The following is a 12,845-nucleotide window of genomic DNA, read 5'->3' as shown; positions in this document are numbered from 1 at the left end:
CCTAGAAAGATGAGTGGAAGGCTTAACTCCAATTGCTGACTACCACTCCTCCCTCAGGCAACAATAAATTGCACCTTGACCGTTTTATACCGGATTATCCCGATTAATGACGGTTTAAGAGTATCTCTCTCACCAGACGCCAAGATTTCTCTAGATGCTTACCCCAATGTGCTGTCTTGGATGGAGCGGATTAAGCAATTATCAGGCTACATTGCGATCGCATAATTTCGGGCATTGCTGAATCTTCGAATTAATATGAGTGGGGTGGGCATCCTGCCCGCCCGAAATTATTGATAACGGGCAAGATGCCCGTTCCACCAAGATGCCCGTTCCACCAAGATGCCCATTCCACAAAACTATTAAAATCATTCTATTATTAAGCAACGCATAATTTCCTCCCCACCATCAGCCCGTAACTTAATCACGTCCATGGCGCTAGCGGTACTCTTTCCAGGTATGCTGAATCTAGCGCCATTGATAGCATTTTCATTTATATTTCAGAACAATCGCGCAACACAATACAGTATCGACGAGGACGACTGATTATCCCTTCTTCCTCAAACTGCTTGATCAGCCTGGTGATGGTTACTCGTGTGGTGCCAATCATCTCAGCTAGTTCTTGATGGGTCACTGGTATATCAATAAGTTGCCCACTACAGACGGGACGACCGAACTTCCGGGCTAACCAACTCAAAAACTGTTGCAAACGCTGAGAGACTCTTGGTGTTCTAATGATACACAGCAACTCTTCTGTCTGTCGCAGATGGCAAACAATAGCCTCGGATAAGCGGTAAGACTGAGACAAAGACAGACATTGCGCTTTAACCCTAGTCAAACACTCGATCTCGTAAGTTTGCAAGTTAGACAAAGATTTCCCCACTACATCCCCAACTCCCCAATATCCTAATGTAATTACTGTTCCTTCGTCATTCCAGGTCAAGGTTTTAACCACACCCTGTTGAACTACCCATAGTTGATCGGGTTCTAGAGCAATCAAGTCATGGCGCTTAAAGAGATGAACAGATGGCTTGAACCTAGTGGTGACAGGGTTCTGAGTGACTAACGATTGCTGTGATCCCTTACCAAATCTGCGAATTGTCATGATTCTTAATAAAAATAGGTTTCATTTTCCTTAAGCAGTAGTGTAAGCTATTCCAAGTAACTATTGAATATATTTTGCAATAAAATCCTAGGAGGTGTAGTATAGTGGCAAACATTGCTGAGAGTTCCCGATTAGTAGAGGGAGAGTATGGTTGGTGGGCAGGTAACGCTCGCCTCACGGAGTTATCCGGGAAATTATTGGGGGCTCATGTTGCCCATGCTGGTCTAATCGTCTTCTGGGCTGGAGCAATAACCCTGTTTGAACTATCCTGCTTCAATCCTGCCAAACCCATGTACGAACAAGGCTTAATCCTGCTGCCCCACTTAGCAGCTCAAGGCTGGGGCGTTGGTGCTGGGGGAGCTATAGTGGATACTTACCCCTACTTTGTGATTGGTGTTTTGCACCTGATCTCTTCAGCATTTCTCGGCTTTGGTGGTATCTTCCACGCCCTCCGTGGTCCGGAAACTTTAGAAGAAAAGTCTGGCTTCTTTGGGTATAGCTGGGCAGATGGGGACAAAATGACCACTATCATTGGCATTCACCTGATTCTACTGGGATTTGGAGCTTTCCTACTGGTGGCTAAAGCGATCGCGTTTGGGGGGTTGTACGATCCAGCAGTGGAGAATGTGCGAGTCATTAACAACCCTACTCTCAATCCAGCAGTGATTTTCGGTTATCTGTTTGGTACTGTGGGCAAGAACTGGATTGCTGGAGTCAGTAACCTAGAGGATGTAGTTGGTGGTCATATTTGGGTTGGTCTACTGTGTATTGGCGGTGGCTTTTGGCACATCAAGACTCAGCCATCTGAGTGGACGCGCGGTCTTTTTATTTGGTCTGGAGAAGCCTATCTTTCCTACAGCTTGGGTGCTTTGGCGCTGATGGGCTTTATCGCCGCGTACTTCTGCGCTGTTAACACCGTAGTCTACCCAGAAGTCTTCTATGGACCTGCCTTATCAATTAAGCTGGATGTTTTCCCCTACTTTGCCGATCCTAACTCTAGCTTCCCTTCTTGCCGGAGTTGGTTAGCTAATGCTCACTTCTTCCTTGGGTTTTTCTTCCTCCAAGGTCATATTTGGCATGCTTTGCGAGCAGCTGGGTTTGATTTTGGCCGGGGTCAGGTAGTAGCTTCTGAAGCTACTACTTAAATTCAGATTAATGCAATTAATTCTAATAAAGTGTGTATATAATGGCACTTTATTGACCAACTCAAAATGCCAATAATTCTCAAAGAGGTACATCAATGACAGCAGTAATTGCTGATAGTCCCAACCAAGGCCAAATCTCAAAAGTAGGCTGGTGGGCTGGTAATGCTCGTTTTATTGAATTATCCGGTAAGTTGCTAGGTGCTCATATCGCCCATGCTGGTTTGATAGTCCTGTGGGCGGGAGCAATGACCCTGTTTGAACTATCTCGCTACAACCCTGACGTGCCGATGTATGACCAGGGATTAATCTTGTTGCCCCACCTGGCTTCGTTAGGCTTGGGTGTTGGGTCTGGTGGTCAAATTATCGACACCTATCCCTATTTTGTAGTTGGGGTCTTGCATTTGATTTCCTCAGCAGTGCTCGGAGCTGGAGGACTTTACCATTCCCTGCTTGCCCCAGATAAATTAACCAATGATGGCACCTTTGCTGGTTTCTTTGGCTATGACTGGGAAGACTCCGACAAGATGACCACCATTATCGGGATTCACCTCATCCTTTTGGGGGTTGGTGCTTGGTTGTTGGTAGCTAAAGCCCTGTTTTGGGGTGGACTATTTGACCCCTGGGCGAGTGGCGGTGGCAATGTACGAGTGATTACCGATCCCACCCTTAGCCCTGTCAAAATTTTTGGCTACTTAGTTGGTGCATCCGGTTCAGAAGGCATGGCAGCCGTGAAGAATTTAGAAGATGTGGTTGGCGGTCACATCTGGATTGGTTCGATCTGCATTGCTGGTGGTTTCTGGCACATCTTAACCAAGCCATTTAACTGGGCACGTGAGGTTTTGGTTTATTCCGGGGAAGCTTATCTCTCCTATAGCTTAGGGGCGCTGGCCTACATGGGAATTTTTGCCGCCTACTTTGTCATGGTCAATGACACCGTTTATCCAGAAGTGTTCTATGGTCCAGTAGGGACTTTAGAAGCCAGTGATGGCATCGTTTCTGCTCGCGGTTGGTTAGCAGCATTCCACTTTGTCTTTGCGGTGTTATTTCTGTTCGGTCATATCTGGCATGCTATCCGGGCGCGAGGAGCAGAAGCTGGTTTTGACTTCAAAAAAGGTGAGCTGATTATCCCTCGGAGTAATCCTCAAGTTGGTGACTTGGCAACCCCAATTAACTCCTCAGATATTAGCCTTAACTTCCTCAAAAACCTACCTATTTACCGTCCCGGTCTTTCTCCCCTGTCCAGGGGTCTAGAAATTGGCATGGCTCATGGGTATTTTATCTTTGGTCCGTTTGCCAAATTAGGACCGTTGCGGGATTCACAGACGGCAAACTTAGCTGGTGTAACAGCAGCTATTGCTCTGATTGTAATCGCCACCATCGGCCTATCAATCTACGGTACAGTCACCTTTAAAAAAGAGCTAAAAACTTTACCTCGACCCACATTCGTTACCAGGGTACCCGAGGTACCAGAAACTATCCAAACTGCTGACGGCTGGAGTCAGTTTGCTGGAGCTTTTCTAGTTGGTGGCGCTGGAGGAGCGATTTTTGCCTATCTGCTGGTCAATAACTTCAGTATGATTCAGGGCATGATGGGTTGAATTAGTTGCTAAAAAGTTTCAACAAATGCTAGAGTAATTAATGGAGCATTCTATAGGCTTCTTAAAACAGGAGCTGTCTGGGGCTAGGAAGCCATGTCAACCCTAACCCCATTATCTCTTTTCCCTAGCTTAGATATAACTAACCGTTCATCCCTCCCATAGTGACAGCCAGGTTAAGTGCAACCTTGACCGAAACTATGGCAACAGACAATAATCCCTCCTTTTGGTCTCAATTTATTGATAAATATTATTGATAAATTTTCAACGACCTAGAAGGCGTTAATAAAGACGGATGCCATAACCAAGATAAATGTCTCCACCTGCCACTGGCATTTACTACTATTGCTGCCACTGTCGGCAACAGATGCCAATGCTGGAGGAAACCATACTGACTGAGTCAGTCCCCTGTGGGGATAAGAATCTAATCAACATCAATCAGGAGTAAATAAAAATGTCAAAAATTGGTCTTTTCGTCGGTTCTCAAACCGGTAAAACAGAGGCGGCAGCTGAAGAAATTCAAGAAGGACTTGGCGGTGATGATGTCGTCACTATCCATAAAATAGAAGAGGCTGAAAATAGCGATTTTGAAAAGTACGAAAATCTCATCATCGGCTGTCCTACTTGGGATATTGGGGAATTACAAGCTGACTGGGATGGCTACTTTGAGGAGTTAGATAGTATCAACTTTAGTGGTAAGAAAGTCGCCTATTTTGGGACTGGAGACCAGGAGGGCTATCCTGATAACTTTATGGATGCCATTGGTATTCTAGAAGCAAAAATTTCCGAACTGGGGGGTACCACAGTTGGACAATGGCCGAAGACTGATGAGTACGAGTTTAATGAATCAAAAGCTCTCAAAAATGGTAAGTTTATTGGTCTTGCCCTCGATGACGATAACCAGTCTGAACTGACGGAAAAACGGATAAAAACTTGGGTAACCCAACTCAAACAAGAGTTTGGAGTTTAGTTTTTACAACCGTTGTAAGCTGCTTTGCATTTAAATTGGGTATTTTCCAATTAGGAAAAAACCTGAGGTGCGCTTTCCGTAGGCGAATTAAATTCGCCACGGGTCGCACCTGAAAACCGTCTATTTTTTATAAAGCTAGCTACGTTGACCGTTGACTATTGACCACTTACATTTGAGCGTTAACGGTCAACATTAATGACTTTCAAACATATAATAAAATGCTTCACCCCTATTGAATATTTGTGATTATAAAATTGCTATAGGGATCCGTGTAGGAATTATGATAATTTTTGCTCCCTACTCCCTACTCCCTACTCCCTACTCCCTACTCCCTACTCCCTACTCCCTACTCCCTACTCCCTTTGCTATATGTCTATTTTGCCTGAAATCCTTTGGTTGAATGTTAGTCCAAGTTTTCTACGTTTTGATCAGCCTTTAATTCGTTATTTGTCTAAACAAAAGCGAATTGGCCAGTGGGAGTATCGCCAAAACCAAGATGAACCAACGTCTCTTGATATCGCCCTGACCTTACTTCATGACTATCTCAAAGCCTCAGATCATCCTATCCATCTGGTGGGTCACAGCACTGCTGGTTTGGTAGGACTACTCTATAGCCGTAAATATCCTGAAAAAGTCAAGTCTTTAACTCTATTATCAGTAGGTGTTAATCCTGCAGTTGACTGGCAAGCCCACTACTATGTGCAGCTCCAACTTTTACCCTGCACTCGCCAAGTGTTGCTTAGCCAAATGGTTAAGAGCCTCTTTGGTCATCACAATCACCGTATTACGAAAGGTTTAGTAACCATCCTAGAGCAGGATTTAGCTTTTTCTCCCTCTCCTCATTCCCTATATAAACGGGTTAGTGTAGCACCAACAGCAGTGCAAGTACCATTAATGGTATGTGGTTGCAAAGATGACATTATTGTTGATTCTAATGCTTTGCAAGGATGGAAATCTTGGTTAAAAGAATGCGATCGCTTATGGGAATATCCCGAAGGGGGTCACTTTTGCCACTATTTCCATCCCAATCGAGTAGGAAGGCAAATCATCCGGTTTTGGGAATCCCTATCATCACCAGTCCCTGAGCCATTAGCAATTAGTACTTAGGTAAGCATTTAGCCATCAGCCATTAGCTGATAGCTGATAGCTGTTCGCGCAGCGTGCGCGTAGCGCATAGGCTGATGGCTGATAGCTGAAACTATCTGTAGCATCCATAAATTGAAATCTTATTAGTTAGTAGTTAAGCATGTTCGAGATACTTCTTTCTCAGGTTATTCAACATTTGCTAACGTTTCTGTGCTGCATAGCTGCTTGGACATTAATCGGAATAGCGTTATGGCGGATGCGGGCGACCTTTCGAGACGGTGTCGCTCATCTGAGACAATTACATCAAATTCCCTGTAGTCGCTGCGCCTTTTTTACTGGAGATTATCGCCTCAAGTGTACAGTACATCCGTCAAAGGCGCTAACAGAAGAGGCAATCAATTGTTATGACTATGAGGCAACTCTCAATCCTGCTAGGGTTAACTCACGACGGTGTAAGTGTAGTCATCAAGCTACTTCTAAAGTTGTGTGACGTTGAACCTCCCCACCCGTCGCAGGGATGGGGATTCCCAGGCACAACAACTATGTTGCTGTTAACTCCGTGGGCGTGACTTCCCCCCGCACCGGAGGTAGCTGAGTGGGGTCAATTCCCAGTTTTTTTAGACCCCGCATTTTGATGTTTATTGCCCCATTAACATTTCTAGTCATCATAGTGACCACAATTGGTACAGACAAACTTTTCTTTCTTTCTGTTACTTTTACTGACGTGATGGCATTTCGGGCATTTTTGAGACGTGTGCTTGGGATTTATTTTGACTACTGGTATGCCTGACTTCGCAGCCACGACCTCTACCTTTTTAACCAGTTCACCCCAAGCTGCATTAGATATTGATCTGTTTAAACCTCTTTTTGCCGACTGTCCATTGCGGACATATCCACCATTCTCATTAGGTCTAGGTTTACAGCGAGATTTCATTGCCTTTATATTAAGATCTTCAAGTACCAAGGCATCTGTATCTTTGACTAACTGATTAGCTACATCCCAATGATAGGCACTACGATTGTTTGCAATACGCTCATGAAGTGAGGCCACCCTAGAGTAAGACTTTCCTCTATTTTTAGAACCTTTTTTCTTTCGGCTAGCAGCCTTTTGTCTCAGTTTTAAGCGTCTTTATCTGCGTTTAAAAGACTTTTGTTTAGCTGGATTAGCTATTGTTTTACCATTAGAGATACTGACTAACTTGTTAATTCCTAGATCGCAGCCTTTGACTCTTAGAGGATTGATTTCGCTATTACTCCTTATCGGAGTAGTTGGAACTGACTTGTCTTCGATTTGAAGACTTACAAACCAACCGCGAGCCTTCCTCCGAACAGTGACTGATTTTAAAATAAAACCCTCAGGGATAGGGCGAGAATTGTAAAAACCCATCCATCCAATTCCTGGGAGATATATATTGTCCCCATCAAGCTTTACTTGACCAGGAGCATATTTGAAGCTCCTAAATCGTGACCTTCTTTTTGGTCTAGGGTATCCAGTTTATCCTTTAAAGAATTTAGCAAATGCAACATCCAATTGTCTTAGAGTTTGTTGCAATACAGTTGAATGAATTGATTTATACCAGGGTCTTTCTTTCTTGAGTATGGGAAGACTAGAACTTTGGGCTTCATAGGCACTTCGTCTTGGATTATTTCGACTTTTCTTCCAAGGGTAACCTACTGAATAATTTTTGCTGACTGAACAAGTTAATGGACACGCTTCTCCACCGCTTTTCAGATCACAATAATTGCCTAATCTAGGAGCTTTTGCTTGATTGTAAGAATCATTTCTGTCTCTAAGCAGGTAATTATACTGCGACCTCAACATGTCTAACCACCGATTCATTACGGCTTTTTGTCGTTGAGTGGGCTTGAGTTTGTAAGAGTATCCTAGTTGCATCTGTTCGACCTCTTTCAGTGCTAATCTAATTATAGACCCCCAAAATAATAATGTCAAGTAAATGAGTGAACAAATTAAAAGAAAAGTAGGAAGACCCAGATTACACGAGGAAGCTAAAAAAAGTTACAGCATCAAGGCCACTGAAACTGGTTGGCAAGGATTAAAAAGGCTGGCTGCTCGTTCGGGCTTAAGCCTTTCTGAATACTTAGAGTTCCTAGGGAGGACTGGGACTTTGCCTGATTGAGGGAAAAATTCATCCCCGGAGACGAAACCTTAGAATAGGGTCGCCTTTATGGTTGGTCGGCTATGAGCAAAAGGGTTAAAACTTTATTATTAAGGCGACCCTATTCTTACGGTAACTTTAAACCTTAAGAAGGATGGGGTATTCTTTTTCCCTGGCCTTTGGCCACGCTACGCGAACAAACTCCCTTTTTGATAATATGTTTGGCTCTGGCGCGCCAAAGGGGATTGACCTACGGTCACGCTATGCGAACGCAAGTTAGGTAACCGTAAGTTATCAGTTATCAGCTAATGGGCCATATCACAGGCTAGAAGCCTGTGCCACGCTACGCGAACAGTTTTTAAATAAGCGCACCTAAGCGGTCTTGGGGGTTTCCCCCAAGACCGCGCTGCATTAAGACAACAACTAAGCATTGATTTAATCTTTTTTACGTCTGCATTTCAAGTAGAGAATGGCTGACCGCTGACCGCTGTTCGGGTAGCGTGAGCTAAAAGCTCACGGCTGACAACAGCTTCAGTTTTCCAGCAGGTTTCTGGTTCCATAAGAATTGGGCTTTTAATAATAAACTTTATTGATAAATAGCTAAAAAACAAAAATCAGATCACCACCCTAGTGATCTGATTGGCTGTTGGTTTACCATAAGGAGGACTAGCTTCCTGTCTAGAGAAGAAACCCTGGCTCTGTGTCTCGTCTAGATGGCAACTTACATTTTTAGTATACCACTTAATGCTAAAAATTAGCAACTAGTTTTTCAAAGAAATTATGACGAAGGCTCTGTCGTTGGATTGTCTTGGGATTTTGACAGTTTATCTAAGTACTTAATCTGAGTACTCATTAATACACTGCCAGAACGGGCTTGGACAGCATGCCACAAGTGCCCCCCTAAGAACAAGAGTCCCAAGAAAAACTGAACATTTGCTGCTACCAGACGGTTAGAACCGTAAAATTCAGTGGGAAAGACCGTAGTGTTGTTAGCAACAAAAGCAGCAGACACAAAAGCCATAAACGCTAGAGACCCTAAACTGTAGGAGAGGATTGCTTCTCCTTCAATCTGGAGGGCACTCCTAGCCCAGTTAAATGGAGTGGAGACAATATGCCAAATTCCGCCACCAATACACATCATCCCAATCCAAATATGACCACCAATGACATCCTCTAAATTATTGACAGCTGCCATTCCAAGAGGATTCCAAACCCCATCGACAATGCCAAAGAGATAACCAAAGATAGTCACTGGGTTAAGAGTTGGGCTGGTAATGATACGTACATTGCCGACAGCAGCGTCATAAATGCCACCAAAAACCATTGCCTTGGCTACCAGCAACAACGCACCCACACCTAGGAAAATCAGATGATGTCCTAAAATAAAGCTGAGCTTCTTGGGGTCAGTCCATTCATAGTGGAATTTAGGGGCGCGTCCAGTGCCATCTTTCAAATTTGCAACACCACTAAAAACATGAAATAGACCACCTGCACCCAAAACAGCGGATGCAGCTAGATGCAAAATGCCAATCACAAAATAGGGATAGGTATCTGTGACCACACCACCGGGTGCGACACCCCAGCCTAAAGTGGCTAAGTGGGGTAACAAGGTTAATCCTTGCTCGGACATCGGCTGACCAGGGACAAGCTGGGAAATTTCCGCTATGGTAGTTGCGCCTGCCCAGAACATAATCAAACCAGCGTGAGCAATATGAGCTCCTAATAATTGACCGGATAAGTCCCTAAGACGGGCATTACCAAGCAACCAATCCGGATTAGTTCGTGATGGAATACTATTTGTTGTCATGAAAACCGAGTATATCTCTATCTAAAACATAAATTTGGTAGAGTGCTACTCAGCAGCCCAGGAAATTTTTGGTTTAGTAGGTGTTAGATTGATTGGACAGCACCTAACACCTACTATCTAGAGAGGGCTGCTTTTTACTAGCTGATTAATTCAAGCCTTCCTCAAATTTCTTAAAGTCAACGCCGATGGAACGCAATGCATGCCATAGGTGACCTTGAAGAAAGAAGAAAGCTAGGAAGAAGTGGGCATTGGCCAACCAGCAGCGAGGAGTGTGGGCACCCAAAGGCAACTCAATAGTGTCTGCAAAATATGGCGAAACACCAAGCTTGACCTCTAAGGCAGGACCATAGAATTCGACGGGATAGGCTAGGGTATTAACTGCGCAGAAGTAAGCTGCTACAAATCCTGCCAGAGCAATACCGCCGAGAGAGTAGGAAAGAACCGCTTCTCCCTCGAAGCTTACGAGATTCTTTGCCCACTTCATTGGTGGTATTAGGATGTGCCAAATACCACCACCAACGAGTAGCAAACCAACATAGATGTGACCGCCTACCAAGTCTTCTAAGTTATCCACCGAGGCAAAATGGGTTTGATAGCCATAGATTGCCAATGGATTAAGATTTGGGCTGGTAACGAGCCTGACATCATGAATGGTGGCATCGTATAGTCCGCCAAAGTACATGGCTTTCGCGGCCAATAACAGAGCGCCTACTCCTAGAAAAATGAGATGATGCCCAAGAATAAAGCCTAACTTCTTAGGGTCATTCCATTCAAAGTGGAATTTAGCGGCACGACCGCCAGCATCTTTCAATTGTGCTGGACCTTTAGCGGAATGGAACAGAGCACCCGCTCCCAGAACAGCCGAGGAGATCAGGTGTAGAGCGCCAACAACAAAATAGGGGTAAGTATCCACTATCTGACCGCCTGAGCCTACACCCCAGCCCAAAGTAGCTAAGTGGGGCAGCAGAATCAGCCCCTGCTCACCCATGGGCAGGGTGGGATCATACCAAGAAATTTCAAACAGAGTAAATGCTCCAGCCCAAAAAACGATCAGGGCTGCTTGGCCGACATGAGCAGCTACGAATTTGCCAGACAAGTTGGCTAGGCGGGCGTTACCAGCCCACCAGTCATATTTAACCTCGGGATTACCGTATGTTTGCATACTCGATCCTTACTCGATCCTTAATTGCTTCATTGTTTCACCACCTCCTGTTTAGGGTTGAGGTGAAATCACATGAATCGATTGTGCAGCATTAGGGAGCCAATTTAAACTTAGTTGCAATATTTTTTAACATTTATTGCAACTAATTATCATTTTTTAGATTCATTAATTCTATGAAAGTCTTGTATATCAAAAGTTACAGCTATTTATGCTAATCCCAAGTTACCCAAAATTGTTGTCAACACCTCTCATCAGTTTTTATTTGATAAATAAGTTTTATCATTAGTTTTTCTAATAGTTGCGGAAAATGCTGTCAAAATGAGAACATCTACTGGTGTCATTCAGCTCAAACTTGACTTATATATCTGAGAGATATATGAAATCGTACAATTTAAATATGATTTAATAAGACTTAGGTATCGGCCACCATATGCACTACCTGTAGTAATTTTATCTCCAGATAACCGCTATATTTATGGTTTAGTCACGTACGGAAGCGTCAGTCCTTCTTGATTTAATCCCCGATGGCTATAACCACCCTTATCGGTTTAATGTGATCAGAAATTCTATAATAGACCCTTTGGTAACACTTGAAAAATTTTAGCAATACTGATAATGTCTATCCTAAGACATCTTCTCTTATGTCTGATAACGAGCCAGAATCGCGGCAGAGATTACATTTATTACTCTCTGCCGCGCTTTTTGCTGGTCGTTGACCGGAATAGGCATGATCGTCTTAGGCCAATGGTATTAGGCATGAGTAGGATTAAGGGCAAAAACCATGAACTCAAAACCCAACAGCTAACACTGTGCCACCGTGCCACCGTTCCCTAAACTTCGAAACCAACGGGTATTTCTAAAACCTTTGCTGCTCTGACCAACGCTCTACGGAACCGATAGCCGACGTCCACAATATCTTTTCGCTGACTAATGTCGAGAGAACTATAGGGTTGAGCTGCGACTTCGCCCTGGGTGAAGTAAGGTTTAAGCTTGCCTTTTGCTGCTTTATAAGCTGCCTTAACCTCTTCATTGACACTGGGGTCTTTGTCTGCCACTTTTGCTGAATAGGGAGCATACTGGCTGAAAATTCCGATCCAGTTATCTGAGAAGATTAACAGGCTCTGATCCGACCAAGTTTCTTCTTCGCCACAAATCTTCTTGGCTACTACTTCTGTCGCCAAAGCAATCATCCCCTCAAAGTTCAAGGTGGAATTGAAGTTCTGCCGCTGATCTAAATCTTTGATTAGGGTTTTGACGCTCTCGACTAACTCTTTAGCATAAGGGAGCGCTGCTTTGACGTTCCCTTCCCGGTACAAGAGAACTTCGATCCGGTGAAATCCCTTAAATTCTGGGTTATCCTCCCCACCATCAAAAGCAGAGGGGCGAGCATCAATATCCCGGTCAGTTTCTTCAAAGCTGGCTGCGTAGGTTTCAATTTGCTCGTAAGGAGGACGGGCTTTGACATAGGCGTCTTTGGCATTTTCCAAATTGCCACTGCGAATTGCTTTCACTAAGTCTTCGACAAGGGGTAGCTGTACTTGAGCTTGTTGTCGGAAATACCTTAAGCCCTGATCAACCTCTGCAGCATAAGGATCCCTACCAGCTGCTGCAATTAACTCCTTGCTTGAACCAGGGCGAATTAGACTAGAAGCCGCTAGGGTGCCTAAACCACCCACAGCAGCAATTTGTAGTATTTTTCGTCGATTAATTGTCATGGGGTTAAACTTGAGAAAGATTCTTTTTTAGCTTCGATTATTATAGTAGACCTTGATCAACTTGATAAAAATATTTATCGATAAATTAAACCTTAAAGATGTGATGAAGAGATTGTGAAGAGGTGCTTAAGACACAAGTATCCCAT

15 protein-coding genes are annotated in these 12,845 nt (G+C 44.0%); 9 read left to right on the top strand and 6 right to left on the bottom strand.

Annotated features, from left to right (window positions below):
- Positions 1 to 75: 75 nt before the first annotated feature.
- Positions 76 to 225, top strand: a complete 150-nt coding sequence (locus F6K53_RS13840) for a hypothetical protein (protein WP_293022569.1) — start codon at positions 76 to 78, stop codon at positions 223 to 225.
- 265 nt (positions 226 to 490) lie between these two features.
- Here F6K53_RS13840 and F6K53_RS13835 read toward each other — a convergent pair whose 3' ends face one another.
- Complete coding sequence (locus F6K53_RS13835) at positions 491 to 1,102, bottom strand: Crp/Fnr family transcriptional regulator (RefSeq protein ID WP_293022562.1); 612 nt, start codon at positions 1,100 to 1,102, stop codon at positions 491 to 493.
- Positions 1,103 to 1,206: 104 nt separating this feature from the next.
- Between F6K53_RS13835 and F6K53_RS13830 the strand changes: the two genes are divergently transcribed.
- The 6 genes from F6K53_RS13830 (at position 1,207) to F6K53_RS13805 (ending at position 6,388) form a co-directional block, all read left to right on the top strand.
- Positions 1,207 to 2,247: a chlorophyll a/b binding light-harvesting protein gene (locus tag F6K53_RS13830; RefSeq protein ID WP_293074344.1), complete on the top strand. Its 1,041-nt coding sequence runs from the start codon at positions 1,207 to 1,209 to the stop codon at positions 2,245 to 2,247.
- Between the two features lie 95 nt (positions 2,248 to 2,342).
- Entirely contained in the window at positions 2,343 to 3,845 is a 1,503-nt protein-coding gene (locus tag F6K53_RS13825) for a chlorophyll a/b binding light-harvesting protein (protein WP_293081090.1), read from the top strand.
- A gap of 310 nt (positions 3,846 to 4,155) precedes the next feature.
- Complete coding sequence (locus F6K53_RS13820; protein WP_293064129.1) at positions 4,156 to 4,290, top strand: hypothetical protein; 135 nt, start codon at positions 4,156 to 4,158, stop codon at positions 4,288 to 4,290.
- A gap of 6 nt (positions 4,291 to 4,296) precedes the next feature.
- A complete protein-coding gene (gene fldA, locus F6K53_RS13815) occupies positions 4,297 to 4,812 on the top strand; it encodes a flavodoxin FldA (protein WP_293064126.1) in 516 nt (171 codons plus the stop codon).
- Between the two features lie 369 nt (positions 4,813 to 5,181).
- A complete protein-coding gene (locus F6K53_RS13810; protein WP_293064123.1) occupies positions 5,182 to 5,919 on the top strand; it encodes an alpha/beta hydrolase in 738 nt (245 codons plus the stop codon).
- 139 nt (positions 5,920 to 6,058) lie between these two features.
- Complete coding sequence (locus F6K53_RS13805) at positions 6,059 to 6,388, top strand: hypothetical protein (protein WP_293022550.1); 330 nt, start codon at positions 6,059 to 6,061, stop codon at positions 6,386 to 6,388.
- A 168-nt stretch (positions 6,389 to 6,556) separates the two neighbouring features.
- Here F6K53_RS13805 and F6K53_RS13800 read toward each other — a convergent pair whose 3' ends face one another.
- Both F6K53_RS13800 and F6K53_RS45855 read right to left on the bottom strand, forming a co-directional pair.
- Positions 6,557 to 7,015, bottom strand: a complete 459-nt coding sequence (locus F6K53_RS13800) for a transposase (protein WP_293022660.1) — start codon at positions 7,013 to 7,015, stop codon at positions 6,557 to 6,559.
- A 378-nt stretch (positions 7,016 to 7,393) separates the two neighbouring features.
- A complete protein-coding gene (locus F6K53_RS45855; RefSeq protein ID WP_364300732.1) occupies positions 7,394 to 7,738 on the bottom strand; it encodes a transposase in 345 nt (114 codons plus the stop codon).
- A gap of 115 nt (positions 7,739 to 7,853) precedes the next feature.
- Here F6K53_RS45855 and F6K53_RS13795 point away from each other — a divergent pair, with 115 nt between their 5' ends.
- Both F6K53_RS13795 and F6K53_RS13790 read left to right on the top strand, forming a co-directional pair.
- Positions 7,854 to 8,036, top strand: coding sequence for a hypothetical protein (locus tag F6K53_RS13795; RefSeq protein ID WP_083304956.1), 183 nt, complete (start codon positions 7,854 to 7,856; stop codon positions 8,034 to 8,036).
- A gap of 133 nt (positions 8,037 to 8,169) precedes the next feature.
- Positions 8,170 to 8,295, top strand: coding sequence for a hypothetical protein (locus tag F6K53_RS13790; protein WP_293022545.1), 126 nt, complete (start codon positions 8,170 to 8,172; stop codon positions 8,293 to 8,295).
- Between the two features lie 498 nt (positions 8,296 to 8,793).
- Here F6K53_RS13790 and F6K53_RS13785 read toward each other — a convergent pair whose 3' ends face one another.
- From F6K53_RS13785 to F6K53_RS13775, 3 genes are all read right to left on the bottom strand, one after another.
- Positions 8,794 to 9,822 (bottom strand): chlorophyll a/b binding light-harvesting protein, encoded by a 1,029-nt coding sequence (locus F6K53_RS13785; RefSeq protein ID WP_293022542.1) that lies wholly within the window; start codon positions 9,820 to 9,822, stop codon positions 8,794 to 8,796.
- Between the two features lie 145 nt (positions 9,823 to 9,967).
- The gene (locus tag F6K53_RS13780) at positions 9,968 to 10,984 is read right to left on the bottom strand and encodes a chlorophyll a/b binding light-harvesting protein (RefSeq protein WP_293064115.1); all 1,017 of its coding nucleotides are present in this window, start codon (positions 10,982 to 10,984) and stop codon (positions 9,968 to 9,970) included.
- Between the two features lie 830 nt (positions 10,985 to 11,814).
- On the bottom strand, positions 11,815 to 12,699 hold the full coding sequence (locus tag F6K53_RS13775) for an EfeM/EfeO family lipoprotein (RefSeq protein WP_293064112.1): 885 nt from the start codon (positions 12,697 to 12,699) through the stop codon (positions 11,815 to 11,817).
- Positions 12,700 to 12,845 lie beyond the last annotated feature (146 nt).

The organism is Moorena sp. SIO4A1, assembly GCF_010672065.1.
In the GTDB taxonomy this organism is placed as follows: Bacteria; Cyanobacteriota; Cyanobacteriia; order Cyanobacteriales; family Coleofasciculaceae; genus Moorena.
The sequence above is the reverse complement of the archived record's forward strand: the minus strand, read 5'-3'. Positions and strand labels throughout refer to the sequence as shown.

What these genes read in the sequence shown, in the direction of transcription:
- F6K53_RS13790 (WP_293022545.1), top strand. Translation starts at nt 8,170, where the DNA reads ATGGGGTATTCTTTTTCCCTGGCCTTTGGCCACGCTACGCGAACAAAC.
- F6K53_RS13775 (WP_293064112.1), bottom strand. Translation starts at nt 12,699, where the DNA reads ATGACAATTAATCGACGAAAAATACTACAAATTGCTGCTGTGGGTGGT.
- fldA (WP_293064126.1), top strand. Translation starts at nt 4,297, where the DNA reads ATGTCAAAAATTGGTCTTTTCGTCGGTTCTCAAACCGGTAAAACAGAG.
- F6K53_RS13810 (WP_293064123.1), top strand. Translation starts at nt 5,182, where the DNA reads ATGTCTATTTTGCCTGAAATCCTTTGGTTGAATGTTAGTCCAAGTTTT.
- F6K53_RS13780 (WP_293064115.1), bottom strand. Translation starts at nt 10,984, where the DNA reads ATGCAAACATACGGTAATCCCGAGGTTAAATATGACTGGTGGGCTGGT.
- F6K53_RS13805 (WP_293022550.1), top strand. Translation starts at nt 6,059, where the DNA reads ATGTTCGAGATACTTCTTTCTCAGGTTATTCAACATTTGCTAACGTTT.
- F6K53_RS13795 (WP_083304956.1), top strand. Translation starts at nt 7,854, where the DNA reads ATGAGTGAACAAATTAAAAGAAAAGTAGGAAGACCCAGATTACACGAG.
- F6K53_RS13835 (WP_293022562.1), bottom strand. Translation starts at nt 1,102, where the DNA reads ATGACAATTCGCAGATTTGGTAAGGGATCACAGCAATCGTTAGTCACT.
- F6K53_RS13785 (WP_293022542.1), bottom strand. Translation starts at nt 9,822, where the DNA reads ATGACAACAAATAGTATTCCATCACGAACTAATCCGGATTGGTTGCTT.
- F6K53_RS45855 (WP_364300732.1), bottom strand. Translation starts at nt 7,738, where the DNA reads ATGAATCGGTGGTTAGACATGTTGAGGTCGCAGTATAATTACCTGCTT.
- F6K53_RS13820 (WP_293064129.1), top strand. Translation starts at nt 4,156, where the DNA reads ATGTCTCCACCTGCCACTGGCATTTACTACTATTGCTGCCACTGTCGG.
- F6K53_RS13825 (WP_293081090.1), top strand. Translation starts at nt 2,343, where the DNA reads ATGACAGCAGTAATTGCTGATAGTCCCAACCAAGGCCAAATCTCAAAA.